Below are 25,498 nucleotides of genomic sequence, written 5' to 3'. Positions count from 1 at the left end.
TGTTTACGGCCCGAGGGCCGCCGTAGAGCTGATACCATGAAGACAACCGTCGAATTACCTCTCCTGCCATTGCGCGATGTCGTGGTTTATCCGCACATGGTCATCCCGCTTTTCGTGGGGCGCGAGAAATCCATCGAGGCGCTCGAGGCCGCGATGACGGGGGACAAGCAGATTCTCCTGGTTGCCCAGAGGAATCCGGCCGATGACGACCCAGGCGAAGACGCTCTGTATCGCATGGGTACCGTTGCCACTGTCCTGCAACTGCTGAAACTGCCTGACGGCACCGTGAAAGTGCTGGTCGAGGGCGAGCAGCGTGGCGCCATCGAGCGCTTCAGCGAAGTGGATGGCCACTGCCGTGCCGAAGTCAGCCTGATAGACGAGGTCGATGCCGGCGAACGCGAGTCCGAAGTATTCATTCGCAGCCTGCTCAGCCAGTTCGAGCAATACGTCCAGTTGGGCAAGAAGGTGCCGTCCGAGGTGCTGTCCTCGCTGAACAGCATCGACGAGCCGGGTCGCCTGGTGGACACCATGGCAGCCCACATGGCGTTGAAGATCGAGCAGAAGCAGGAAATCCTCGAGCTGACCGAACTTCCCGAGCGCGTCGAGCACGTCCTGGCCCTGCTGGACGCCGAAATCGACCTGCTGCAGGTCGAGAAGCGCATCCGTGGCCGCGTCAAGAAGCAGATGGAGCGCAGCCAGCGCGAGTACTACCTGAATGAGCAGATGAAGGCCATTCAGAAGGAGCTGGGCGATATCGACGAAGGCCACAATGAAGTCGAGGAGCTGAAGAAGCGCATCGACAACGCCGGCCTGACCAAGGAAGCCCTGGCCAAGGCAAATGCCGAGCTGAACAAGCTCAAGCAGATGTCGCCGATGTCCGCTGAAGCGACCGTGGTGCGTTCCTACATCGATTGGCTGGTCAATGTGCCGTGGAAGGCCGAAAGCAAGGTTCGTCTGGACCTGGCCAAGGCTGAAGACATCCTTGACGCGGATCACTACGGTCTGGAGGAGGTGAAGGAGCGCATCCTCGAATACCTCGCCGTGCAGAAGCGGGTGAAGAAGGTCAAGGGCCCGGTGCTCTGCCTGGTCGGCCCGCCCGGTGTCGGCAAGACTTCGCTGGCCGAGTCCATCGCTCGTGCCACCAACCGCAAATTCGTGCGCATGGCGCTGGGTGGCGTGCGTGACGAGGCCGAGATCCGCGGTCACCGCCGTACTTATATCGGTTCCATGCCTGGCCGCCTGATCCAGAAAATGACCAAGGTTGGCGTGCGCAACCCGCTGTTCCTGCTCGACGAGATCGACAAGATGGGCAGCGACATGCGCGGCGATCCCGCCTCGGCGCTGCTGGAAGTGCTCGACCCCGAGCAGAACCACAACTTCAACGACCACTATCTGGAAGTCGACTACGACCTCTCGGACGTGATGTTCCTCTGCACCGCCAACTCCATGAATATCCCGGCACCGCTGCTGGACCGCATGGAAGTGATCCGTCTGCCGGGCTACACCGAGGATGAGAAGGTCAACATCGCCGTCAAATACCTTGCACTCAAGCAGACCAAGGCCAATGGCCTGAAGAAGGGGGAGCTGGACTTCGACGAAGCGGCGATTCGCGACATCATCCGTTATTACACCCGTGAAGCCGGTGTGCGTAGCCTCGAGCGCCAGATTGCCAAGGTCTGCCGCAAGGCGGTGAAGGAGCACGCTCACGAGAAGCGCTTCGCGGTGCAGGTCACGGCTGAGTCCCTGGAGCATTTCCTCGGTGTGCGGAAATATCGCTACGGTCTGGCCGAGCAGCAGGACCAGATCGGTCAGGTGACCGGCCTGGCCTGGACTCAAGTGGGCGGCGAATTGCTGACCATCGAGGCTGCGGTTGTTCCTGGCAAGGGCCAGTTGACCAAGACCGGCTCCCTGGGTGACGTGATGGCCGAATCCATCACTGCGGCACTGACCGTAGTGCGCAGTCGCGCGAAAAGCCTGGGAATTCCTGCAGATTTCCACGAGAAACGGGATATCCATATCCACATGCCCGAAGGGGCTACTCCGAAAGATGGTCCCAGCGCCGGTATTGGAATGTGCACTGCTCTGGTTTCGGCCATGACCCAGATTCCCGTCCGGGCCGATGTAGCCATGACCGGAGAAATTACCCTGCGTGGTCAGGTATTGGCGATTGGTGGCCTGAAAGAGAAGTTACTGGCTGCACATCGTGGTGGAATCAAGACCGTGATCATTCCCGAAGAGAATGTGCGTGATCTGAAAGAAATTCCGGAAAATATCAAGCAAGACTTGGCAATTAAACCCGTTAAATGGATTGACGAGGTCCTGCAAATTGCGCTGCAATACGCCCCGGAGCCCTTGCCCGATGCGGCTCCGGAGATGGTTGCAAAGGATGACAAGCGCGAGACTGATTCCAAGGAGCGAATCAGCACGCATTAGCCGGGGGGCTTCCTTGACACATTTTTAGAGCCCTTGTTATAAAGCGGCTCTTATGTGTTAGCAGGCCGTCCAGCACCCGCTTTGCTTACACCAGACAACTAAGAAACAACTCAACAGAAATAAGGGGACTTAAGAGTGAACAAGTCGGAACTGATCGATGCTATCGCCGCATCTGCTGATATCCCGAAAGCTGTAGCCGGCCGTGCGCTGGACGCAGTTATCGAATCCGTTACTGGCGCTCTGAAGGCTGGTGACTCCGTGGTGCTGGTTGGCTTCGGTACTTTCGCTGTTAAAGAGCGTGCTGCTCGTACTGGCCGTAACCCGCAGACTGGCAAGCCGATCAAGATCGCTGCTGCCAAGATTCCTGGCTTCAAGGCCGGTAAAGCTCTGAAAGACGCCGTAAACTAAGCGTCTTTCGGGCTCTGCCCGAGCGGGCCGGGTTTGAGCTCGGCCCGATAGCGGAGCGGTGGCGACGAAGGTTATCTTCCCGTTGCCAGAGAGGTCGAACCTCCAGCCCGCAAGCTACGAGAAGGCGCATCCTAGGATGCGCCTTTCTCATATTCGGATACTCTACCCGCGTTACTCGGTTGCGATTTCATGCGGCCGTTTCTGGGGGACCCATGCTGCAGAACATCAGAGACAATTCACAGGGGTGGATTGCCAAAACCATCATTGGCGTCATCATCGCACTGCTGGCGCTGACCGGCTTCGACGCCATCTTCAATGCCACCAGCAATCGCCAGAATGCGGCTGAGGTCAATGGCGAGGAGATCAGCCAGGACCAGCTGAGCGAAGCGGTCAATCTTCAGCGTCGCCAGCTGCAGCAGCAGCTGGGCAAGGACTTCGACGCTTCTCTGCTCGACGAGAAACTGCTGCGCGATGCCGCGCTGAAAGGGTTGATCGAGCGCAAACTTCTGCTGCAGGGCGCCCAGGAGGCTGATTTCGCCTTCTCGCAGAGCGCCCTTGACCAACTCATCCTGCAGACGCCGGAATTCCAGGTGGATGGCAAGTTCAATGCCGACCGCTTCGACCAGGTCATCCGCCAGATGAACTACAACCGCCTGCAGTTCCGCCAGATGCTCGAACAGGAAATGCTCATCGGCCAGCTGCGCGCCGGCCTTGCAGGCAGCAGTTTTGTCACTGCCGCCGAAGTGGAAGCCTTCGCCCGTCTCGAGAAGCAGACCCGCGACTTCGCTACCCTGGCCCTGAAGGCCGACCCGGCTGCGGTCAGCGTTTCCGACGACGACATCAAGGCCTACTACGATGGTCACGTCGACCAGTTCATGAGCCCTGAGCAGGTCGTCATCGAATACGTCGAGCTGAAGAAGGCCGCCTTCTTCAGCCAGGTCGAAGCCAAGGAGGAAGACCTCCAGGCCCAATACCAGAAAGAGATCAGCAACCTGGCCGAACAACGCCAGGCCGGCCACATCCTGGTCGAGGTCAATGACAAGCTGAGCGAAGAGCAGGCCAAGGCCAAGATCGAGCAGGTCAAGCAACGCCTGGACAAGGGCGAGGACTTCGCCGCCCTGGCCAAGGAGTTCTCCGACGACTCCGGTTCCGCTGCCAATGGCGGTGACCTGGGCTTCGCTGGCCCCGGCGTCTATGAGCCGGCCTTCGAAGAGGCGCTGTACGCGCTGAAGGAGGGCGAGGTCTCGGCACCGGTGCGTACCCAGTACGGCTGGCACCTGATCAAGCTGCTGGGTGTGCAGGCACCCGAGGTGCCGAGCTTCGACAGCCTCAAACCGAAGCTGGAGCACGATATCAAAGCCCAGCAGGTGGAACAGCGTTTCGTCGAGGTGAGCAAGGAACTGGAAGACGCCGCCTTCGAGGCGTCCGACCTGGCCCAGCCGGCCCAGGAGCTGAACCTCGAAGTGAAGACCAGCGCACCCTTCGGTCGTGAAGGTGGTGAAGGCCTGGCTGCCAACCGCCAGGTTCTGCAAGCCGCCTTCAGCCCGGAAGTGCTGGAAGATGGCGCCAACAGCTCGGCCATCGAGCTGGACCCCGATACCGTGGTCGTTCTGCGTGTCAAGGAGCACAAGAAGCCTGAGCAGCTGGCGCTGGACAAGGTCAGCGACAGCATCCACCAGCACCTGATGACCGAGAAGGCCAGCGAGGCCGCCAAGGCCAAGGGCGAAGCCCTGATCGCCAGTCTGAGCGATGGCAAGACCCCGGTGGAACAGGCCGAGGAAGGTCAGTCCTGGCAGGTGGTCGAAGCCGCTACCCGGAGCCAGGAAGGCGTCGAGCCGGTGCTGTTGCAAGCCGTGTTCCGTATGCCGAAGCCTGCGGCCGCCGACAAGCCCGAGTTCACCGGCGTGAAGCTGGGCAACGGCGACTACGTGGTGATCCGCTTGAACGGCGTTAGCCAGGCCGAGGCCAAGCTGTCGGACGAGGAAAAGGCGATGTACAGCCGCTTCCTCGCCTCGCGCAGTGGCCAGCAGGACTTCGCGTCCTACCGCCGCCAGCTGGAAGAGAAAGCCGAGATCGAGCGCTTCTGATTTCCACGCTGAAGAGAAAGGCCGCTCAATGCGGCCTTTTTCTTTTGGGTAGGGGATTTCGCTTTTCATATCCACCATTGGCGCGTCGCATTGCTGCAATGGTGGATCGATGGAGCGCGATCCACCGTGCCGGGGGGACCGAGCCGCCAAATCCCATAAAAAAGCCCGCACAAGTGCGGGCTTTTTTCGTCGGAGGCAAATATCAGTCTTCGATATTGCCCATGGCGGTGGTGTTGAAGCCGCCGTCGACGTACATGATCTCACCGCTGATGCCCGAGGCCAGGTCGGAGCAGAGGAAGGCGCCGGCGTTGCCGACTTCCTCGATGGTCACGTTGCGGCGCAGGGGGGTCTGTTTCTCGTTGGCGGCGAGCATCTTGCGGAAGCTCTTGATGCCGGAAGCGGCCAGGGTGCGGATCGGGCCGGCGGAGATGGCGTTGACGCGGGTGCCTTCCGGGCCGAGGCTGCCGGCCAGGTAGCGGACGCCGGCTTCCAGACTGGCCTTGGCCATGCCCATGACGTTGTAGTTCGGCATGGTGCGCTCGGCGCCCAGGTAGGACAGGGTCAGCAGGCTGCCGTTGCGGCCTTTCATCAGATCGCGGCCGGCCTTGGCCAGGGCCACGAAGCTGTAGGCGCTGATGTCGTGGGCGATGCGGAAGCCGTCACGAGTGGTGACTTCGGTGAAGTCGCCATCCAGCTGGTCGCCCGGGGCGAAGCCGACGGAGTGCACGATGCAGTCCAGGCCATCCCACTTCTTGCTCAGGGCTTCGAAGACCGCAACGATTTCTTCGTCCTTGGCCACATCACAGGGGAAGCACAGATCCGCGCTGGAGCCCCAGCCCTCGGCGAACTCTTCCACGCGGCCCTTCAGCTTTTCGTTCTGGTAGGTGAAGGCGAGCTCGGCGCCTTCGCGGTGCATGGCTGCAGCGATGCCCGATGCGATGGACAGTTTGCTGGCTACGCCAACGATCAGTACGCGCTTACCGGCGAGAAAACCCATGTGCTTTCATCCTCTTCTGGTTAATGGGCAGTTCCTGGAGCCAGGAAGGCGGCTTCCAGCAACTGCTTCGTATAGCTGTGCTGCGGGGCGGCGAAGATGGCATCGGCCGGACCCTGTTCGACCACCTGGCCGTGCTTGATCACCATCAACTGATGGCTCAGCGCCCGGACCACAGCCAGATCATGGCTGATGAACAGGTAGGTCAGGTCGTACTTGGTCTGTAGCCTGCGCAACAACTCCACTACCTGGCGCTGAACCGTCCGGTCGAGCGCCGAAGTGGGCTCGTCCAGCAGGATCAGCGCCGGTTTCAGCACCAATGCCCGGGCAATGGCAATCCGCTGCCGCTGCCCGCCGGAAAACTCATGGGGGTAGCGGTGCCGGGTTTCCGGATCCAAGCCTACCTCCAGGAGTGCGTCGATGATGGCCTGTTCCCGCTCCGCTTCGGTGCCGATGCGGTGGATCCGCAGCCCCTCGCCGACAATCTCGCCCACGCACATGCGTGGGCTGAGGCTGCCGAAGGGGTCCTGGAAGACCACCTGCATCTCGCGCCGGAACGGCCGCACCTCCCTCTGCGACAAACCGTCCAGGGTATGGCCCTGGAAGCGGATGCCGCCCCGGCTGCCCAGCAGCCGGAGGATCGCCAGGCCCAGCGTGGACTTGCCGGAGCCGCTTTCGCCGACGATGCCCAGGGTCTGTCCCTGGGGCAGGCTGAAATTGACGCCGTCCACGGCCTTGACGTGATCCACGGTACGCCGCAGCAACCCTTTCTTGATCGGGAACCACACGCGCAGGTCATCGACCTCCAGCAGTGGCGGCCCCACCGGGTTCTCCGCCGGCTGGCCCGAAGGCTCGGCGCCGAGCAGTTCCCGGGTGTAGGGATGCTGCGGTGCATGGAACAGCTCATCACACGACGCTTGTTCGACGATGCAACCGCGCTGCATGACACATACGCGATGCGCAATTCGCCGAACCAGATTCAGGTCGTGGCTGATCAGCAGCAGCGCCATGCCCAGGCGCGCCTGCAGTTCCTTGAGCAATTCGAGGATCTTCAGCTGCACCGTGACGTCCAGCGCCGTGGTGGGTTCGTCGGCGATCAGCAGCTCCGGCTCGTTGGCCAGGGCCATGGCGATCATTACCCGCTGCCGCTGGCCGCCTGAGAGTTCGTGGGGATAGGCCTTCAGGCGCTTGTGCGGCTCGGGGATGCCGACCAGCTCCAGGAGCTCCAGGGTGCGCCTGGTGGCGGCCTGGCCGGTGAGGCCCTTGTGCAGGGCGAGCACCTCGTTGATCTGCTTTTCGATGCAGTGCAGCGGGTTGAGCGAGGTCATGGGCTCCTGGAAGACCATGGCAATGCGGTTGCCGCGAATGCCGCGCAATTTGGCCTCGGGCAGTTTCAGCAGGTCCTTGCCGGCGTAGTCGATGCTGCCGCTGGGGTGGCGGGCGAGCGGGTAGGGCAACAGGCGCAGGATCGAGTGGGCGGTCACCGACTTGCCGGAGCCGCTTTCGCCCACCAGTGCGAGGGTCTCGCCCTTGCGGATGTCGAAGCTGACACCCTCGACTACGCGCTGTACCTGCTCGCCGGCGACGAATTCGACGGACAGGTCGCGGACTTCAATCAGGTTTTCGCTCATCTCACTTCCTCGGGTCGAAGGCATCGCGGGCGGCTTCGCCGATGAACACCAGCAGGGTCAGCATGGCCGCCAGCACCAGGAAGGCGGAAATGCCCAGCCAGGGTGCCTGCAGGTTGGACTTGCCTTGGGCTACCAGCTCGCCCAGGGAGGGGGCGCCCGGTGGCAGGCCGAAGCCGAGGAAGTCCAGCGCGGTCAGGGTGCCGATGGCGCCGGTGAGGATGAAGGGCATGAAGGTCATGGTGGAGACCATGGCATTGGGCAGGATGTGGCGGAACATGATGGCGCCGTTCTGCATGCCCAGCGCACGGGCGGCGCGTACGTATTCGAGGTTGCGGCCGCGGAGGAACTCGGCGCGCACCACGTCGACCAGGCTCATCCAGGAAAACAGCAGCATGATGCCCAGCAGCCACCAGAAGTTAGGCTGCACGAAGCTGGCGAGGATAATCAGCAGGTAGAGCACCGGCAGTCCCGACCAGATTTCCAGGAAGCGCTGCCCGGTCAGGTCCACCCAGCCGCCATAGAAGCCCTGCAGGGCGCCGGCGATCACGCCGATGATGGAACTGAGCAGGGTCAGGGTTAGGGCGAACAGCACCGAGATACGGAAGCCATAGATCACCCGCGCCATGACGTCGCGGCCCTGGTCGTCGGTGCCCAGCCAGTTCTCCGCCGTGGGCGGCGCGGGCGCCGGCACCTTGAGGTCGTAGTTGATGGTCTCGTAGCTGAAGGGAATGGGCGGCCAGATCATGCTGCCACCCTTGGACTCGATCAGCTCGCGGATATAGGGCGTCTTGTAGTTGGCCTCCAGCGGGAATTCGCCGCCGAAGGTGGTTTCCGGGTAGCGCTTGAGGATGGGGAAATACCACTGGCCGTCGTATTTCACCGCCAGAGGCTTGTCGTTGGCGATCAGCTCGGCGCCCAGGCTCAGGACGAAGAGGACGAGGAACAGCCAGAGCGACCACCAGCCGCGCTTGTGGGCCTTGAAACGCTCGAAGCGGCGGCGGTTGATGGGGGAGAGTGCCATGCTCAACCCTCCCGGCTTTCGAAGTCGATCCGCGGATCGACCAGGGTGTAGGTGAGATCGCCGATCAGTTTCACGACCAGTCCCAGCAAGGTGAAGATGAAGAGGGTGCCGAACACCACCGGATAGTCGCGGTTCAGGGCAGACTCGAAGCTCATCAGGCCCAGGCCGTCGAGGGAGAAGATCACCTCGATCAGCAGGGAGCCGGTGAAGAAGATGCCGATGAAGGCCGCCGGGAAGCCGGCGATGATCAGCAGCATGGCGTTGCGGAACACGTGACCATAGAGCACGCGGTTCTCCGACAGTCCCTTGGCGCGGGCGGTGACCACGTACTGCTTGTTGATCTCGTCGAGGAAGCTGTTCTTGGTCAGCAGGGTGAGGGTGGCGAAGTTGCCGATCACCAGGGCGGTCACCGGCAGGGCCAGGTGCCAGAAGTAGTCGAGGAGCTTGCCGCCGAGGCTTAGCTCGTCGAAGTTGTTCGAGGTCAGGCCACGCAGGGGAAACCAGTCGAAGTAGCTGCCGCCGGCGAACATCACGATCAGCAGGATGGCGAACAGGAAGGCCGGGATGGCATAGCCGACGATGATCGCCGTGCTGCTCCAGACGTCGAAGGCGCTACCGTGGCGCACCGCCTTGGCGATCCCCAGGGGGATCGACACCAGGTACATGATCAGGGTGCTCCAGAGCCCGAGGGAGATGGACACCGGCAGCTTCTCCAGGATCAGGTCGATGACCTTGGCGTCGCGGAAGAAGCTGGTGCCGAAATCCAGCTTCAGGTAGCTGGTGATCATCAGCCAGAAGCGTTCGTGCGCCGGCTTGTCGAAGCCGTACATCTTCTCGATCTCCGCCACCAGCTCCGGGTCCAGGCCCTGTGCGCCACGGTAGTTGGAACTGGCCGTGGCGACCTCGGCGCCACCTCCGGAAATGCGCCCGGTGGCGCCGCCGGCCGCGGCATCGAAGCCTTCCAGCTTGGCGATCATCTGTTCCACCGGGCCGCCGGGAGCGGCCTGGATGATGATGAAGTTGATCAGCAGGATGCCGAACAGGGTGGGAATGATCAGCAGCAGTCGACGCAGTATGTAGGCGAGCATTTACTGGGCATCCGGCTCGGAAGGAGATTGCTCGGACTGCCTAGCAGTTTCCGTGCCCGGTTTCTGCCACCAGGTCATCAGGCCGAAATCGTAGAGCGGTGTGGTAGAGGGGCGCTGGAAGTGGTTCCAGTAGGCCACGCGCCAGGTGTCGACGTAGTAGTTGGGCACCACGTAGTGGCCCCAGAGCAGCACGCGGTCCAGGGCCCGGGCGTGCTCCACCAGGCTCTGCCGGGAGTCGGCGCGGATAAGGCCTTCCACCAGCTTGTCGATGGCCGGGTCGCGCAGGCCGATGAAGTTGCGGCTGCCGGCGCTGTCGGCGCTGCGCGAGTGCCAGAACTCGAGCTGCTCGTTGCCCGGGGAGTTGGACTGGCCCCAGGTGGCCGGGATCATGTCGAAGTCTCGCGAGCGCAGGCGGTTGATGTATTGGGAGACGTCCACGCGGCGGATCTGCAGGTCGATGCCGAGTTCCGCCAGGTTGCGCTTGAACGGCAGGATCACGCGCTCCAGGTTGGCCTGGGCGATAAGGATCTCGAAGGTCAGCGGCTTGCCGTCCGGGCCGACCATCCGGTCGTTCTCGATCTTGTAGCCGGCCTCGGTGAGCAACTGGTAAGCGCGGCGTTTCTGCTCGCGGATGATGCCGCTGGCGTCGCTCACCGGCGGCTTGAAGACCTCGGTGAAGACTTCGGCCGGTACCTGCTCGCGCAGCGGTTCGAGGATTTTCAGCTCCTCGGCGTCGGGCATCTTGTGGGCAGCCATCTCCGAGTTCTCGAAGTAGCTGCTGGTGCGCTTGTAGGAGCCGAAGAACAGCTGCTTGTTGGCCCACTCGAAATCGAACAGCAGGGCGATGGCCTCACGCACCTTGCGGTCCTGGAACACCGGGCGGCGGATGTTGAAGGCGAAACCCTGCATGCCGGTGGGGTTATGGTTGGTGATGCTTTCCTTGATGATCTTGCCGGCGCGCAGCGCGGGGCTTTCATAGCCGGTGGCCCAGTCCTTGGCGGAGAATTCCAGGTTGAAGTCGAACTGGCCGGCCTTGAAGGCCTCCAGCGAGACCGACATGTCGCGGTAGTAGTCCACCGTGATGGCGTCGAAGTTGTAGTAGCCGCGGGTCACCGGGAGGTCCTTCGCCCACCAGTCCTTGACCCGCTCGTAGCGGATGGTGCGGCCGGCATCCACCTTGGCGATGCGATAGGGGCCGCTACCCAGCGGCGGCTCGAGGCTGGTCTTGCCGAAGTCGCGGCCTTCCCAGTAATGCTTGGGCAGCACCTGGATCTGGCCGAGGATCAGCGGCAGCTCGCGGTTGCCCGGGTGCTTGAAATCGAAGCGCACGCGCAGGTCGTCCTCGGCTTCCACCTTGGCCACGTCGGCGTAGTAATGGCGGTACATGGGGTCGCCGTGCTTGACCAGGGTGTTGAAGGTGAACACCACATCCGCGGCCGTCACCGGCTTGCCGTCGTGGAAGCGTGCCTTGGGATTCAGGTAGAAGCGCACGTAGCTGTTGTCCGGCGCTTTCTCAATCTTCTCGGCGAGCAGGCCGTATTCCGTGAAGGGCTCGTCTGGCGAGTGGAAGGTCAGGCTGTCATAGATCAGGCTGAGTTGGTCCGCCGAGTTGCCCCGTGGAATGAAGGGGTTGAGGCTGTCGAAACCGCCGACGCCGGCCAGGCGCAGGACGCCGCCCTTGGGGGCATCCGGATTGACCCAGGAGAAGTGGGTGAAGTCTGCCGGGTACTTGGCGGGTTCGTCGTAGAGGGTGATGGCGTACTTGGGTTCGGCCATGGCGAAGCCGGCCAGGGACAGCAGCAGGGCGCAACAGCCTTGCAGGCAGCGAGTGCGCAGCGTTTTGCTCATCGGGCGTTCTCCGTTGGCTTCAGCCACCAGGCGCGCAAACCCAGGGTGTAGGGCGGCGTGGTGACGAAGGCGAACCGGTTGCGGTACGCCAGGCGGTGATAGTTGATGTACCAGTTGGGGATGCTGTAGTGCTCCCAGAGCAGGGTGCGGTCGAGGGCGCGCGCGGCGGCCAGCTGCTCGTCGCGGCTCTGGGCGCCGAGCAGCTTGTCGATCATGGCGTCGACCACCGGGTTGGCGACGCCCGCGTAGTTCTTGCTGCCTTTCACGCCCACCTGGCTGGAATGGAAGTAGAGGGACTGTTCCAGGCCCGGGCTCAGGGTTTGCGGCAGGGTCATCAGGATCATGTCGTAGTCGAAGTGGTCCAGGCGCTGCTTGTACTGGGCGCGGTCCACCGTGCGCAGGCTGACGTCGATGCCAATGCTTTCGAGGTTCTCGCGGTAAGGCTGGAGGATGCGTTCAAGGTTCGGGTTGACCAGCAGTATCTCGAAGCGCAGCGGTTGGCCACGGTCTTTGAGCAGGCGTTGGCCGGACAGCTTCCAGCCCGCCTCGGCTAATAGACCGAGGGCGCGGCGAAGGGTTTCCCGCGGGATGCCACGACCTTCGGTGGCGGGTACCTGGAAGGGCTGGGTGAAGAGGGTCTCGGGCAGCTCCTTGCGGTAGGGCGAGAGCAGCAGCCACTCATGGCCCTCGGGTTTGCCCACCGCGCTGAACTCGCTGTTCGGGTAGTAGCTGGTGGCGCGCATGTAGGCGTTGTTGAAGAGGGTGCGGTTGGTCCACTCGAAGTCGAACATCAGCCCCATGGCCTCACGCACCTTGCGTTCCTGGAACACGGCGCGGCGGGTGTTCATGAACAGCGCCTGGGTCTGGGTTGGGATCTGGTGAGGGATCTCGGCACGGATCACATCGCCTCGCGCGATGGCGGGGAAACGATAGCCGTTGGCCCAGTTCTTCGCCTGGTGCTCGATGTAGAAGTCGAACTCGCCCGCCTTGAAGGCTTCGAAGGCCACATTGCTGTCGCGGTAGAACTCCACCTCGACCCGGTCGAAGTTGTACTTGCCGCGGTTGACCGGCAGCTTTCCGCCCCACCAGTCCTTGACCCGCTCGAACACCAGGCCGCGCCCCGGCCTGACCTGGGTGATGCGGTAGGGGCCGCTGCCCAGCGGCGGCTCGAAGCTGGTGGCCTTGAAGTCGCGGTTTTTCCAGTAATGCTGGGGCAGCACCGGCAACTCGCCGAGGCGCAGGATCAGCAGCGGGTTGCCGGCGCGCTTGAGCACGAAGCGGATACGGTGGCGGCCGAGTATGTCGACCCGCTTCACTTCCTGCAGGCTGGTGCGGTACTGCGGATGACCACTCTTGACCAGGGTGCGGTAGGAGAAGGCGACGTCATAGGCGGTAATCGTCTTGCCGTCGTGGAAACGGGCCTCCGGACGCAGGTTGAACACCACCCAGCTGCGGTCTTCGGCGTAATCGACGCTCGAGGCGATCAGGCCGTAGCTGGACGCGGGTTCGTCGCCCGAGGGGTCGTACTGGCCGGTGCCCACCATCAGCGGCTCGTTCAGCTCGGTCACGCCGTATTGCATGAAGTTGGGCGTGGCCACCGGGCTGGTGCCCTTGAAGGTGTAGGGGTTGAGGGTGTCGAAGGTGCCGAAGGCCATCACTCGCAGGGTGCCGCCCTTGGGGGCGTCGGGGTTGACCCAGTCGAAATGTTCGAAGTGGGCGGGGTATTTCAGCGTGCCGAACTGCGCGTAGCCGTGGCTTTCGATCAGGCTGGCGAAACAGGGCTGAGCCAGCAGGCCGATGAGCAGGAAGGCAAGGCGAAGCATCAGGCGGGCGTCCGATCCATGGCAATCGTGTCGGGCATGTGGGGCGCTGGCCTCGCTGGCAGGAAGGCGCGGGCGACGGGCCGGCGAAATCGTGTCGGAAGTCACGCGCCGCACGTGTCGGCGGTGACCGCAGGCAAGTACAGTAACAGCTTGTACAGGCAAGAAAAAAGGGCCAGCCTGCGGGGAGCTGGCCATCATTTTGCTCACAGACCGGTTATTTGCGCAGAGGTGCCTATCTTGGGGGAACGCAGCCATGGTTTGCAGTCATGGATCGACCGTCTCAACGAGGCCGAACTACCCGCCCTGGCCGCAGTGGTACAGGACCTGCACCAGTTGGCCCAACAGGACAAATCCTCGGTCCAGCAATTGGCCGATGTGCTGCTGCGTGACGCCACCCTGACCTCGAAGGTGCTGAAGGTCGCCAACAGCGTTTACTACAACCCGTCCCAGGAGGCCATTCGCACCATCTCCCGCGCCATCGTCCTGATCGGCTTTGAGAATGTGCGGTTGATCGGCCTGTCGGTGAGCCTGATCGACAGCCTGCTGACCCGCGGCCCGCGGGAGCAGTTGCCGGAGCTCCTGGCGCGGTCCTTTCACGCCGCAGTGCAGGCACGCAATATCGCGGGCTACCTGCTGGCGCGCAGCCAAGAGGAAGTGTTCATCGCCGCCTTGTTGCACAACCTCGGCGAGCTGGGGTTCTGGGGTTGCGGCGGCGAGCAGGCCGATGAACTGGCCGCACTTCTGGCGCATCCGGGCGTGGAGGAGGAGAAGGCGGTTCGCGAGGTGCTGGGCACCAGCTTCCGTCAACTGACCCAGGGCCTGGTGCGCAGTTGGAACCTGGGGGAGCTGGCGAACCTGGCCCATGCCAGTGCGGCCCAGGGCGACCCGGCGGTGAAGGCGGTGAACCTGGGTGTGCGTATCAGCGAAGCGGCCCTGGAGGGCTGGGATTCGCCGGCCATGGCGACTCTGCTCGAACAACTGGCCGGCATGATCGGCGTCAGCCCGGACGAAGCCCTGCAACAGGTGCTGGCCAGCGCCGACGAGGCCGTGAAGGTGGCCGCGACCTTCGGCGCCAGCAAACTGTGCTACCTGATCCCGCATACCGACCCGGAGCAGATTCGCCTGCAACGGGAACAACGCCAGGCGCGCCTGCTGCAGCCGGACCTGGTGCTGATGCAGCAGGCCCTGCAGGAGCTGGGCATGCTGGTGTCGCGCAAGGCGGACGTGAATCTGGTGCTCGATACCCTGCTGCAGGGATTGCACCAGGGCGCGGGGCTGGAACGCGTGATGGTGGCGGTGCTCACCGACCAGCGCAGCTGCTTCAAGGTGCGCCGGGCGGCGGGCGAAGGCAGTGCCCGCTGGCTCAGCGAGTTTGCCCTGCCGGCCGGCCCGCCGGGCCAGCCCAACCTCTTCAGCTATGTGCTGCGCGCGCGGGAAAACCTCTGGATGGGCGTGCCCGCCAGCTACAGCCTCAACGACCTGGTGACGCGACCCATGCGCGAATGGCTGGGACAGGGGATGTTCTTCATCGCGCCGTTGTTGGCCGGCAAGCGTGAGATCGGCGTGATCTACGCCGATTGCCGGCTCTCGGGCAGGGCGCTGAAGCATGAACAGTTCGTGGCCTTCCAGCATTTCACCCAGTTGGCTGGGCGCTGCCTGGAGGCCATGGCGCAGAAACCTTAGCGGGTGAGGGTGGAGCGCTCTTCTATCCAGCATGGCGGTGGCAATCCGATGCGTGGATTTCCACCCTGCCGTCAGCTCAAGGCTCGGGGCCAGGAGGGCTTCAGGGGAGGTAGAGCGTCAGCGTCTGTCCCGGTTTCAGGTCACCCGCGCTGCGAGGGTTCCAACGCTGCAGGTGCTTCATTTCCACATTGAAGCGCTTGGCGATCAGATAGAGCGAATCGCCGCGCTTGACCTTGTAATAGGTCACCGACTCGCGGTCCTTGCTTTTCGACTTGCCGCTGGCAGCGCTGGCGACCTGGGTGGCGCCACCCTTCAATTTCAGCACCTGGCCGGCCTTCAGGCTGTTGCCCTTGAGGTTGTTCCAGCGCTTGATGTCCTGGACGTCCACCTTATGCTGCTGGGCGATGGTCCAGAGATTGTCGCCACTCTTCACCTTGTGGTTACTGACCGGTGCCGGGGCACTGGCGCTGGCGACGTTCTGGAACAGCGGCCGATCGGGCTTGAGCCCCGGCTCCACCGGAATGCTCAACGCTTGGCCGACCCGCAGGTGATTGCCGGACAGCCCGTTGATCTCCTTCAGGGTCTTGACCGTCACGTGGTAGCGGTTGGCGATGCCATGCAGGCTGTCGCCGGTGCGCACGCGGTATTGCTGCCAGTCCACCAGTTGCTGGGGCTTCATCAGCGCGAGGTTGGCGGTCAGCAGTTCGGCTTTCTCGGCGGGCACCAGCAGGTGCTGCGGGCCGTCCATGGTGATGCGCTTCTTGAAGGCCGGGTTGAGCTGGTACATCTCGTCGGCGTCCATGTCGGCCATGCGGGCGACACGTGACAGGTCCAGGCGCTGCTGCTTGACCTCCACCACTTCGAAGTAGGGCTCATTGGCGATGGGGCTGAGGTTCACACCATAGGCTTCTGGCGCCATCACCAGCTGCGACAGGGCCAGCAGCTTGGGCACATAGTCCTGGGTCTCTTGCGGCAGCGGCAGGTTCCAGTAGTCGGTCGGCAGGCCGAGCTTCTGGTTGCGCTCGATGGCGCGGCTGACGGTGCCTTCGCCGGCATTGTACGCGGCCAGGGCCAGCAGCCAGTCGCCGTTGAACATCTCGTGCAGGCGGTCGAGGTAATTCAGTGCCGCGTTGGTGGAAGCGGTAATGTCGCGGCGACCGTCGTACCAGTTGGTCTGGCGCAGGTTGAAGTGGCGGCCGGTGGACGGAATGAACTGCCAGATGCCGACGGCGTGGCTGCGAGAATAGGCGAAGGGGTTGTAGGCGCTTTCAACCACCGGCAGCAGGGCCAGCTCCAGGGGCATGTTGCGCTCTTCCAGGCGCTCCACCACATAGTGGATATAAAGGCTGCCACGCTCGCTGGCCGTTTCCAGGAAGGAAGGCTTGCTGACGTACCAGAGGCGCTGGCGCTCGATACGCGGGTTGATGCCTATCTCGTCCTGCAGCTTGAAGCCGTTGCGCATGCGCTCCCAGATGTCCTGGGGTTCGCGCGACTCCTGAGCGTCTTCCAGCCATTGGGCCGGCTGGCTCATGCCGAGGGCGGGATCGGTGTCCTTGCCCTGGTCTTCGTCTTTCTGGCCCGTGCCCGCACAGCCGGCGAGGGTGGCGGCGAACACCACCACAAGCGCTCGCGCGGCTCGTGCCAATGCATCCAGGTCGAAGGTTCTGATCGGCGAAGACAACATTGGCTGAGAGGTTTATCCGGCGTAAAAAGTCCGGCGATTCTAGGAACCGACCTGGGGGTGGTCAAGTTTTCACCAGTCCGCGCCGGGCCCCCGGCCTCTCAGAACTGGTCTTTCCAGGCCCTCAGGGTGGCGAAGACCTCGACCGGCGTAGGGTTTTCCCGACCGGCCCGCTCGTCGGCCATTTGTTTAACGGATGTTTCAGTTACCCGCAGGAAAGGGTTGGTGGCCAGTTCCAGGGCAATGGTCGATGGCAGGCTGATATCACCCCGCTCGCGCAGACGGCTGACACGGGCGAAACGCTCGGCTGTATTCGGGTTCGCCGGTTCCACCGCCTTGGCGAAGCGCAGGTTGCTCAGGGTGTACTCGTGGGTGCAATAGACCTGGGTGGCCGCCGGCAGGGTCGCCAGTCGGCTGAGGGAGCGATGCATCTGCTCCGGTGTGCCTTCGAACAGCCGCCCGCAACCGGCGGCGAACAGGGTGTCGCCGCAGAACAGCAGCGGCTGTCCGGCATCCTCGTGGTAATAGGCGATATGGCCGAGGGTATGGCCGGGCACCTCGAATATCTGGAACTCCAGTCCCAGCACTTGCACCCGATCACCTTCGCCCAGGGCCTGGTCGCGGGCCGGGATGCGTTCCTGGGCCGGGCCGAGTACGCGGGAGCCGCAGGCGTCCTTCAGCCGGGCCACGCCGCCGACGTGGTCGGCATGGTGGTGGGTGACCAGAATATCGGTCAGCCGCCAGCCGGGATGAGCTTCGAGCCAGGCCAGCACCGGTGCGGCGTCGCCAGGGTCGACCACTGCGCAGCAGCGGCTCTCGGCATCCTGCAGCAGCCAGAGATAGTTGTCGGAAAAGGCGGGGAGGGCGTCGATCTTGATCATGAAGGGAGTCGCCAAGCAGAGAGCAATGGAGCATCTTAGGGCTCTGACGCAGGAGATTGCCATGACCGAGAAAGCATTTGCCCAAGCCGATGCCGACTGGCTGGAACTGATCGCCGGGGCCCGTTCCTGGTTCTCCGGCCCGTTGGGCGGCCTGCTGCTGTTCGAAGAGCAGCGCCTGCTGGAGGACGAGCTGGCGCGTTACTTCGGCGGCTACCTGGTGCACTACGGCCCGCGTGCCGAACTGCCGCCCGGCGCCAAGCAGATCCAGCGCAGCGTGCACCTGGGAGCGCCCTTGCCGGGCGTGGAGATAGCCTGTGAAGAATCCGCCTGGCCCCTCAGTGAGCACGCGGCGGACGTGGTGGTGCTGCAGCACGGCCTGGATTTCTGCCTCTCGCCCCACAGCCTGCTGCGCGAGGCCGCGCGCAGCGTGCGCCCGGGCGGGCACCTGATGATCATCGGGGTCAATCCCTGGAGTGCCTGGGGCGTGCGCCATTACTTCACCGGCGACGCCCTGGGCCAGGCGCGCTGCATTTCACCGGTACGGGTCAGCGACTGGCTCAACCTGCTGGGCTTCGCGCTGGAGAAACGCCGCTTCGGGTGCTATCGTCCGCCGCTCGCTTCACCCACCTGGCAAACCCGCCTGGCCTGGTTGGAGCGCAGGGGCGCCGCCGGGCAGGGACTCGGCGCGGGCTTCTATCTATTGGTGGCGCGCAAGCTGGTGGTCGGCCTGCGCCCGCTGCGTCAGGCCCGGCGCGAGCCGATGGGCAAGCTGGTGCCCATGCCGGTGGCGAAGGTCAGCCGGTGCGATTCAAAACATGAGGCTTAAGTGAGCGAACTGGTAGAGATCTATACCGACGGCGCCTGCAAGGGCAATCCCGGCCCGGGCGGCTGGGGCGCATTGCTGGTCTACAAGGGCGCCGAGCGTGAGCTCTGGGGTGGGGAGCGCGATACCACCAACAACCGCATGGAACTGATGGCCGCCATCCAGGGCCTGGCCGCGCTCAAGCGCTCCTGCGAAGTGACCCTGGTGACCGACTCGCAGTATGTGATGAAAGGCATCACCGAGTGGATGCCCAACTGGAAGAAGCGCGGCTGGAAGACTGCCGCCAAGGAGCCGGTGAAGAACGCCGACCTCTGGCAGATGCTCGATGAGCAGGTGAACCGCCACAAGGTGACCTGGCAATGGGTGCGCGGGCATATCGGCCATCATGGCAACGAACGCGCCGACCAGCTGGCCAATAGGGGTGTCAGCGAACTGAACGCCCGTTAGAATTCCGCCGCTGCGGCAATCTTCTTCATAGGCCTAGAACATGCGTTACGTCCCCCTCTTCTACCCACTAGTCAAGTGTGTAAAAAGCAATACGTGGCGCATGGCCTGGGATTGCTGAGCAGCAGCAGCTTTTTTCTAGGAAAACTGTAAACGTAGGGCCGTTTTCCTCCCTTCCTGTTTACACTCGCTCTCGAGCACGCCACTGTAGTGGTCAACCCACTGTCCGGGATCAGTAGACCACTACACACAGCCCGGGAGGACAGCAAGGCGTTAGGTATTCCTATGTGCCTGTCGATTTAGCCGGTCGGCGGTGCTTTCCCGTCCCATATTGCCTTGGTAGCTTAATCGGCTCTGCGTTCTTCCTGCAGGGCAAGTGCACAGCTTCTCCACGTCCTCGACGTTTCTCATGAGAAGGAGCAGACCCAAGAGTCCCCTCTCCGGTGTTACTACCGTCGCCAGCGAGGTACTCGATAGGCTCGTCTAAGCGCATTGTTAGGGCTTTGGCTCGGAGTCAGTGTCGATCACTGCGAGATTAATAGCTACTTCAAGGAGTCGCTCTGTTTCTTTTGGCGAGAGCCCTTCTAGATGAATTACCTGATTGTCTTTGGTTGTGATTATTACTTTTCTGCTTGATTTGGATTTTATCCAAGCAACAAGGACTGCAGCCAAGGCGGCCCACGGTGCTGCGGTTTGTAGGAAGCCGTAGAGGGCAAGAACCATGCCGCTTGCCATGGGGGCGGTAGAGAAGGTTTTAACTTCTCCATATTTAATTTCGTTCTCTTTCAGCATCTCAATGAAAGGGGTGTAGCTGCTTTTGAATAGATTTGCCCTGATGCATCCCATGTGGAACTGGCTCCTTTATTTTCTTAACGTTTGGCTAAAGGGCGGCTGGAAGCGCAGTTTACGGACGTCCCCAATGCGCGAAGCGAACGAATTGAGTCATCTTTTAGGCACTACTCGATTGCTTGCTCGGGTGGTAATAGATCGTGTGCACCAAGGCAAAAGCCCTTCTACATAGATCTTTAAGCTCTTCCTCATCTTCTTCAAGGAGATGAAATTTAACAACGCTGTGGTCGTTCTGGTGGACTATTTTATTTCTGGTTTCTCGCAGCCAGTCGGCTTCGGGAGCATAACCGGACTGCTCAAGTTTTGCTTTTAAAAACCCGCCATCACCGAACTCATGATTCAGGCATGCTTCAATGGAGGCGCAGGCAATAATTAGGCATGCATAATATGCTCCTGATGCATAGCATAGCTCCATGTCGCGTAGCAGGGCGAACGCTTTAGTGCATGCGTTATCCTTAAATTTTCCTACAACTATGCTGGCTTCTATTTCCCGAAACTCATCAAATTTAGATTTGAATTCGTTAAGAAATGCGTTGTCGGACAAAATTGTTGTTCCTTGCTGTGTTTTGGTGAATGGATTGCCTAATGATTAAGCTAATGAGCAGTCAAAAGCGCAGCGAGCGACGTTGAGCGCATTGTCAGAGTGCATTCCAGTTCCCGGTTGCAAGCAAATAAAAACCAAAAGTGGAACATGTTTGTTTTTCGTGCTCTAAAGTTACGCATCTGGCTTAGCACGGTCATACTTTCACTTCCGCACATAACTCTTCCGCCCTCCCTGCGTCAGTCAATAGACGCCACCACGAGGTCCGGTGCAGAAGGTACTGGTACCGCACGCACATTCACTAGAAGAGTCGGCAAAGCGCTGAAGGGAGGGAGTGGCCTGATTGCGAGAGTTGCCTGAGGTGCCGAGGTAAGGCAAGAAACTGCGCTTCGATCCACTGATCGACCCGTCATTGCAGAGAAATAGTTCGCCATCGCAACGAGCGATACCGCCCTTGCTGCCGGAACAAGGCGTATTGCCGGCGTACGCCTGCTGCGATAGTGCAGCGAGCGCTAGGGCGAGAAGGAAAAGAAGGTGGAGCGGTCCGAGCACTTCGAGCATCCTTGCGAGTGATGGCTCGATGCTATCTCTCAGGCCTGTCCTCGGACAAGGAATTTGCCTTCAGCTTTTACCTTCTTCGTGTGTCCCGGTCAGCGCCGCCATTGCGGCAGGCGCCGGCCGCAAGCGAAAGTCTTACGCTATGCAGGCGTCTTTGGCCTCGAAGCTGCCGTTTGCGAACGGCAGCAATCGGCTGTGGATTCAATACTGCTTCGGTCGCGCATAGGCACATAATGGCTGCGTGCCTGTATGCTCTGCTGCTCTTGTCCCAGGAGCAGCGGAGGCTGGTGTGATACGAGGAATTTTCGATGTGTTTTCTCGTCGCCAAGAGAATCAGGAGGCGACGCGGAAGAAGCTTACTATGGCGTTCAGAAACAGAACGCTGATGGTATTCCGAGACGCAACACATGGCGGGCTGTACGAGTTCATGGATCAGATCCATGGCAGGTTTGCATACCTCCTTGGTCGCAATAGCTTGACTGGCAAGCGCTTCAGTAGGCCCGCCGATGATTTGGGGGAGTACCTGGGGCAGTGTGAAGACGAACAGTTCCTGAACTTCATTGAGTACGCGCTGCGTTTCGATTGCGCGTGCTTCTTCGGAGCGAACCGTGACAATGTGGTTGAGCGGATCAATGAATTCCTCATGATCGATGATCTCCCATACCACGTTGTCCCGCAGGTTTGGGAGCCAATCGATAGCGCGGGAGGGCGGTTTGGATCAATGGTGCTTCGAGAAGAGGCGAAGGTCATACCGAAGGACAGCCAACTCATCCACGAGACCGCCATGCAACCCGCACTGGAGATTTTGCGGACCCCCGCGTTCCTGAATGCTAACTCGGAGTTTATTGCTGCACTCGACGACTACCGGCACCGCCGGTTCGGCGACTGCGTGACGAAGTGCAATAGCAGCTATGAGAGTGTGATGAAGGTGATCTGCGGCCAGAAGGGTTTTGGCTACTCGCAGGGGGATACGACATCCAAGCTCTTGAAGATCGTCATGGAAAAGACCGGATTAGAAGCATTCTGGGAGCAGCCGCTGCTTATCATCGGAACACTTCGAAATCGAATCAGCACTTCACATGGCGCAGGTGAGGTTGAAAAGGTTGTGCCGGAGCATGTAGCGAAGGCCGTGATCAACCTGACGGCATCTGCAATCGTGTTTCTCCACGACCACGCCTATAGGTCTTGAGCCGCATTTGGGCTTCAAAAGCATGATTTGTCCTCCATGTGAGACTGACAAGCGTGGCCAGCCAGAGCAAAGGTCGCTATGCGGCCAGAAGCAGCCATTGAAGCAGGCCGTCTATCAAGTAGCGTTCTGGAGCTTTTGGGCTCAGGACTGCTAGATTTTCAACGAAGTGGAATAAACAAAAGGATGGAGTAAGGGATGCGACTCGACTCTGTTGCCATTGAGAACTTTCGTTGCTACCAGCACGAGATTAAGGTTTCGATAGACGACCTCACCACTTTTGTTGGCAAGAATGACATCGGTAAATCTTCACTTTTGGAAGCGTTGGAGATTTTTTTCAATAACGAAACCGTGAAGATCGAGCCTGGCGACGCCAACATCTACAGCGAAAGCGCCAACGTTTCGATTACCTGTGAGTTTTCTGAACTTCCTGAAACCCTATCGCTCGACTCTGGCGCTGAAACCAGCTTGGCGGCTGAGTTCCTGCTATCTCCGAGCGGTTCCTTAAAGATCAAGAAGGTATTCGATTGCAGCAAGAAAACACCCAGCTGTGAGGTATTCATCCTCGCTAACCACCCGACAGCTGAGGGTGTTTCGGACCTGCTGGAACTCAAAGAAAAGGACCTGCAAAAACTCATCAAAGAGAAAGGCATCGATATCGGGCTGAAGGGAAACCCAGCGATGCGCCAGGCACTCTGGAGGGCAGAAGAGGACTTACTCTTACGAGAGGTAGCAGTACCTGTTTCGAAGCCGAAGGAAGACACCAAGCGCATATGGGAGAAGCTGGAGATCTACCTGCCCATGTATGCCTTGTTCCAGAGTGATCGTAGCAGTCGCGATTCCGATGGTGAGGTGCAGAACCCGATGAAGGCTGCCGTCGCTGCAGCTATTGCAGAGATGCAGGAGGACATCAGCCGTATCCAGGCCAAGGTGCAGGAAAAAGCCGAGGAAATCGCAGCCAATACTCATGAGGCTCTCAAAACCATTGATCCTGGCCTGGCTAAAGAGTTGAAACCGCAGTTTATCCCGCCAACCGCGTCCAAATGGACAGGTCTGTTTGCCGTGGGCATGGATACCGACGACGGAATCCCCTTGAATAAGCGCGGGAGTGGCGTACGCCGATTGGTACTGGTTAGTTTTTTCAAAGCGGAGGCAGAGCGGCGCCTGAAGTCGAGTCACAGCCGCAGCATCATCTACGCCATTGAGGAACCTGAAACCGCACAGCACCCAAATAACCAGCGGATCTTGATCGACTCTTTCAAATCTCTAGCCTCGGAAGTAGGTTGCCAGGTGCTGTTGACCACACATAGTCCGGGGTTCGCTTCGGAGCTGCCTACCGAAAGCATCAGATTCGTTACTCGAGCCGATGAGCAGCCCGCGGTACTGGAAGGTGCGGACGTCTTCGGCCTAGTCGCGGAAACTCTTGGCGTCGTGCCCGACAGCCGTGTGAAGGTGCTTTTGTGTGTTGAGGGGCCGACAGACGTTTCGGCACTGAAGCACCTGAGCAAAGCCCTCCATGCTGCTGACAAGACCCTGCCAGACTTGAGCACGGATGATCGAGTTGCCTTCGTATTACTGGGGGGGTCAACTTTAGGGCATTGGGTTTCCGAACACTATCTGCGGGTCCTCAAACGACGAGAAGTCCATATCTACGACAGTGATGTGCCGAAATATGGGAAGTCGGTGGACGCAGTCAATGCAAGGGGCGATGGGTCTTGGGCAGTGTTGACCAGAAAGCATGAAATCGAGTGTTACCTCCATGCTGACGCTATTCGAGACGCCTTCGATGTTGATGTGGCCATTGCCGACCAACCCAACGACGAGAACAAAGCAGTGCCAAAACTGTTTGCTGAGGCATTCTTTGCGAAGCAAAACACCGATGCGCCTATGGGGGATACGAAGGCGAAGCAACGGCTGGCAGAAAAGGCTTTCCCCCGGATGACGGCAGAACGTATTGCCGAGCGAGATCCTGATGGAGAAGTGCAATCTTGGTTTCGCCGTATCGCTGAGATGCTATAGCGATGATCCAAACGGCTCTGAACTGAGCATGCTCCAGTAAATTATACGACCCGGCTCGATCAGTTGTGGACGATCTCCTGAGCCAATGCTCTCGCCAAAAGCCCCCGATGAACCAAGCAAAAAGGGGGGCTTTCGCCCCCTTTCTTCACACAGTCCGGATCACTTGCCGAGTCGCTTGAGCTGCGCCGGGGTGAAGTCCGCCTTCGACAGCTGCTTGCCCCATTCCCACTTGCTCGGAATACCGTTGGTGATGTTGGTCACCGCGTAGCGTCCGGAAATCAGGTCGTAGGTGGCCTCACCCGCATAGAAGGGCACCTCCACATCGTGGAACTGCACAAGGTAGCACTCCTGCATGCGCCACAGTTCGCCACGGCTGTCGTAGATGTCGGTGGCCAGGATCGACCAGCTGTCCTCGTCGACATAGAAGCGGCGCTTGGCATAGACGTGGCGTTGGCCCGCCTTCAGCGTGGCCTCGACTACCCAGACGCGGTGCTTCTCGTAGCGGGTCACGTCGGGGTTGAGATGGCCGGCCTTGAGCAGGTCATCGTAGGAGAAGCTTTTGTCCATCAACTTGTAGGAGTTGTAGGGCACCAGCATTTCCTGCTTGCCGACGAGCTTCCAGTCATAACGGTCCGGCGCGCCGTTGTAACCATCGAGGCTGTCGGAGACCACCTGCCCGAAGGTGTAGCGGGCGCTGCTGTCGTAGGCGATGGTCGGGGCGCGGCGCACGCGGCGCTGGCCGGGGATGTATTGCCAGGCGTTGCGCGATTCGATGATCTGGTTGATTGGCTCGTGGATCATCCCCACCTCGCCGGCGTAGCGCGAGGGGCTCAGTGTGCGGGTGTAGGTGTAGAACAGGACGTTCGAGTTGGGATCGAGGTCTTTCACGTTCTCACGGAATGCGGCAAGGGAATCGTAGGTCACCAGGGTGTAAGTGCCGTTCTCCTGCACTGTGGCCGAGGCGTACTCTCGGTGCATGGAGCCTCCCCGGTACCGCCCCAGGTGGTTCCACATGACTTCCAGCGGCTCGGTCGGCATCGGGAAGGGTACACCATAGGCATAGTTCTCCAGCCCGTTGCCGCCGTCGGTGAGTTTCACCTTGGTTGCATTCTCGCGGGCCTGATCCTGGTATTTCTGCGGAATGCGCGCCGTGCGATGGGTCGGATAGACGTTCATCCGGTAGTCCGGATAGCGGGCGAACATCGCCTGTTGGCCGGCAGTGAGCATCGCCTTGTATTGCGCCATGTTGTCCTTGCCGATAGTGAATAGCGACTTCTCGCTGGCGAACGGGTCGGTGTAATTGCCGTTTGCGGCAATCGGCGCGGCGCCGGGCTTCAGGCCGCCGTCCCAGGCCGGAATGCTGCCGTCGGCGTTGCCGGCACGCTCGGCTCCAATGGGTGTGAGGGGACCATCGAGTTTGCTGGCGTCGGATTCCTTGGCTTGGACCAGGGCGCAGGCGGCGAACAGGGCGATAGCGAGGGGCAGTTTCTTCATCGTACG

Annotated in this window: 20 protein-coding genes; 8 read left to right on the top strand and 12 right to left on the bottom strand. The window is 61.0% G+C overall.

What is annotated here, in order from left to right:
• Window positions 1-36 precede the first annotated feature (36 nt).
• The 3 genes from lon to E8F12_RS18275 all read left to right on the top strand — a co-directional run bounded on the left by lon (window position 37) and on the right by E8F12_RS18275 (window position 4,928).
• Window positions 37-2,433 (top strand): endopeptidase La, encoded by a 2,397-nt coding sequence (gene lon, locus E8F12_RS18285; RefSeq protein ID WP_280326627.1) that lies wholly within the window; start codon window positions 37-39, stop codon window positions 2,431-2,433.
• Window positions 2,434-2,568: 135 nt separating this feature from the next.
• Window positions 2,569-2,841, top strand: a complete 273-nt coding sequence (hupB, locus tag E8F12_RS18280; protein WP_003087931.1) for a nucleoid-associated protein HU-beta — start codon at window positions 2,569-2,571, stop codon at window positions 2,839-2,841.
• Window positions 2,842-3,053: 212 nt separating this feature from the next.
• Complete coding sequence (locus tag E8F12_RS18275) at window positions 3,054-4,928, top strand: SurA N-terminal domain-containing protein (protein ID WP_280326625.1); 1,875 nt, start codon at window positions 3,054-3,056, stop codon at window positions 4,926-4,928.
• A 202-nt stretch (window positions 4,929-5,130) separates the two neighbouring features.
• On the opposite strand, the gene fabI is transcribed toward E8F12_RS18275, so the two are convergent.
• From fabI to E8F12_RS18245, 6 genes are read right to left on the bottom strand one after another with little or no spacing between them, the layout of a single operon-like run.
• Window positions 5,131-5,925, bottom strand: a complete 795-nt coding sequence (gene fabI / locus E8F12_RS18270) for an enoyl-ACP reductase FabI (RefSeq protein WP_280326624.1) — start codon at window positions 5,923-5,925, stop codon at window positions 5,131-5,133.
• A gap of 20 nt (window positions 5,926-5,945) precedes the next feature.
• The gene (locus E8F12_RS18265) at window positions 5,946-7,553 is read right to left on the bottom strand and encodes an ABC transporter ATP-binding protein (protein ID WP_280326623.1); all 1,608 of its coding nucleotides are present in this window, start codon (window positions 7,551-7,553) and stop codon (window positions 5,946-5,948) included.
• 1 nt (window position 7,554) lies between these two features.
• Entirely contained in the window at window positions 7,555-8,574 is a 1,020-nt protein-coding gene (locus E8F12_RS18260) for an ABC transporter permease (protein ID WP_280326622.1), read from the bottom strand.
• A 2-nt stretch (window positions 8,575-8,576) separates the two neighbouring features.
• Window positions 8,577-9,662, bottom strand: a complete 1,086-nt coding sequence (locus E8F12_RS18255) for a microcin C ABC transporter permease YejB (RefSeq protein ID WP_280289877.1) — start codon at window positions 9,660-9,662, stop codon at window positions 8,577-8,579.
• Window positions 9,663-11,510 carry an extracellular solute-binding protein gene (locus E8F12_RS18250; RefSeq protein WP_280326621.1) on the bottom strand — a complete coding sequence of 616 codons (1,848 nt, stop codon included), beginning with the start codon at window positions 11,508-11,510 and terminating at the stop codon, window positions 9,663-9,665.
• Window positions 11,507-13,333, bottom strand: coding sequence for an extracellular solute-binding protein (locus E8F12_RS18245; protein ID WP_280326620.1), 1,827 nt, complete (start codon window positions 13,331-13,333; stop codon window positions 11,507-11,509). Before E8F12_RS18245 ends, E8F12_RS18250 begins: the two co-directional genes overlap by 4 nt.
• A 237-nt stretch (window positions 13,334-13,570) precedes the next feature.
• Between E8F12_RS18245 and E8F12_RS18240 the strand changes: the two genes are divergently transcribed.
• Window positions 13,571-15,016 carry an HDOD domain-containing protein gene (locus tag E8F12_RS18240; RefSeq protein ID WP_280326618.1) on the top strand — a complete coding sequence of 482 codons (1,446 nt, stop codon included), beginning with the start codon at window positions 13,571-13,573 and terminating at the stop codon, window positions 15,014-15,016.
• A 100-nt stretch (window positions 15,017-15,116) separates the two neighbouring features.
• On the opposite strand, the gene E8F12_RS18235 is transcribed toward E8F12_RS18240, so the two are convergent.
• Together E8F12_RS18235 and gloB are read right to left on the bottom strand one after the other, a co-directional pair.
• Window positions 15,117-16,700: a LysM peptidoglycan-binding domain-containing protein gene (locus E8F12_RS18235; RefSeq protein ID WP_280326617.1), complete on the bottom strand. Its 1,584-nt coding sequence runs from the start codon at window positions 16,698-16,700 to the stop codon at window positions 15,117-15,119.
• A gap of 98 nt (window positions 16,701-16,798) precedes the next feature.
• Window positions 16,799-17,578, bottom strand: a complete 780-nt coding sequence (gene gloB, locus E8F12_RS18230; RefSeq protein ID WP_280326616.1) for a hydroxyacylglutathione hydrolase — start codon at window positions 17,576-17,578, stop codon at window positions 16,799-16,801.
• 61 nt (window positions 17,579-17,639) lie between these two features.
• On the opposite strand from gloB, the gene E8F12_RS18225 reads away from it, so the two are divergent.
• Together E8F12_RS18225 and rnhA are read left to right on the top strand one after the other, a co-directional pair.
• Window positions 17,640-18,404 (top strand): methyltransferase domain-containing protein, encoded by a 765-nt coding sequence (locus tag E8F12_RS18225; protein WP_280326615.1) that lies wholly within the window; start codon window positions 17,640-17,642, stop codon window positions 18,402-18,404.
• Window positions 18,405-18,848, top strand: coding sequence for a ribonuclease HI (gene rnhA, locus E8F12_RS18220; protein WP_280287517.1), 444 nt, complete (start codon window positions 18,405-18,407; stop codon window positions 18,846-18,848). It abuts the gene before it with no gap.
• A 492-nt stretch (window positions 18,849-19,340) separates the two neighbouring features.
• On the opposite strand, the gene E8F12_RS18215 is transcribed toward rnhA, so the two are convergent.
• The 3 genes from E8F12_RS18215 to E8F12_RS18205 all read right to left on the bottom strand — a co-directional run bounded on the left by E8F12_RS18215 (window position 19,341) and on the right by E8F12_RS18205 (window position 20,796).
• Entirely contained in the window at window positions 19,341-19,691 is a 351-nt protein-coding gene (locus E8F12_RS18215; protein ID WP_280326614.1) for a hypothetical protein, read from the bottom strand.
• 103 nt (window positions 19,692-19,794) lie between these two features.
• Complete coding sequence (locus E8F12_RS18210) at window positions 19,795-20,238, bottom strand: hypothetical protein (protein WP_280326613.1); 444 nt, start codon at window positions 20,236-20,238, stop codon at window positions 19,795-19,797.
• 240 nt (window positions 20,239-20,478) lie between these two features.
• Window positions 20,479-20,796: a hypothetical protein gene (locus E8F12_RS18205; protein ID WP_280326612.1), complete on the bottom strand. Its 318-nt coding sequence runs from the start codon at window positions 20,794-20,796 to the stop codon at window positions 20,479-20,481.
• 307 nt (window positions 20,797-21,103) lie between these two features.
• On the opposite strand from E8F12_RS18205, the gene E8F12_RS18200 reads away from it, so the two are divergent.
• Both E8F12_RS18200 and E8F12_RS18195 read left to right on the top strand, forming a co-directional pair.
• Complete coding sequence (locus tag E8F12_RS18200; protein ID WP_280326611.1) at window positions 21,104-21,982, top strand: abortive infection family protein; 879 nt, start codon at window positions 21,104-21,106, stop codon at window positions 21,980-21,982.
• 195 nt (window positions 21,983-22,177) lie between these two features.
• Window positions 22,178-23,998: an ATP-binding protein gene (locus tag E8F12_RS18195; protein ID WP_280326610.1), complete on the top strand. Its 1,821-nt coding sequence runs from the start codon at window positions 22,178-22,180 to the stop codon at window positions 23,996-23,998.
• Window positions 23,999-24,157: 159 nt separating this feature from the next.
• On the opposite strand, the gene E8F12_RS18190 is transcribed toward E8F12_RS18195, so the two are convergent.
• Window positions 24,158-25,492, bottom strand: a complete 1,335-nt coding sequence (locus E8F12_RS18190) for a DUF1329 domain-containing protein (RefSeq protein WP_280326609.1) — start codon at window positions 25,490-25,492, stop codon at window positions 24,158-24,160.
• Window positions 25,493-25,498 lie beyond the last annotated feature (6 nt).

Source organism: Pseudomonas sp. BN102 (assembly GCF_029871245.1).
Lineage (GTDB): Bacteria > Pseudomonadota > Gammaproteobacteria > Pseudomonadales > Pseudomonadaceae > Metapseudomonas.
The sequence above is the reverse complement of the archived record's forward strand: the minus strand, read 5'-3'. Positions and strand labels throughout refer to the sequence as shown.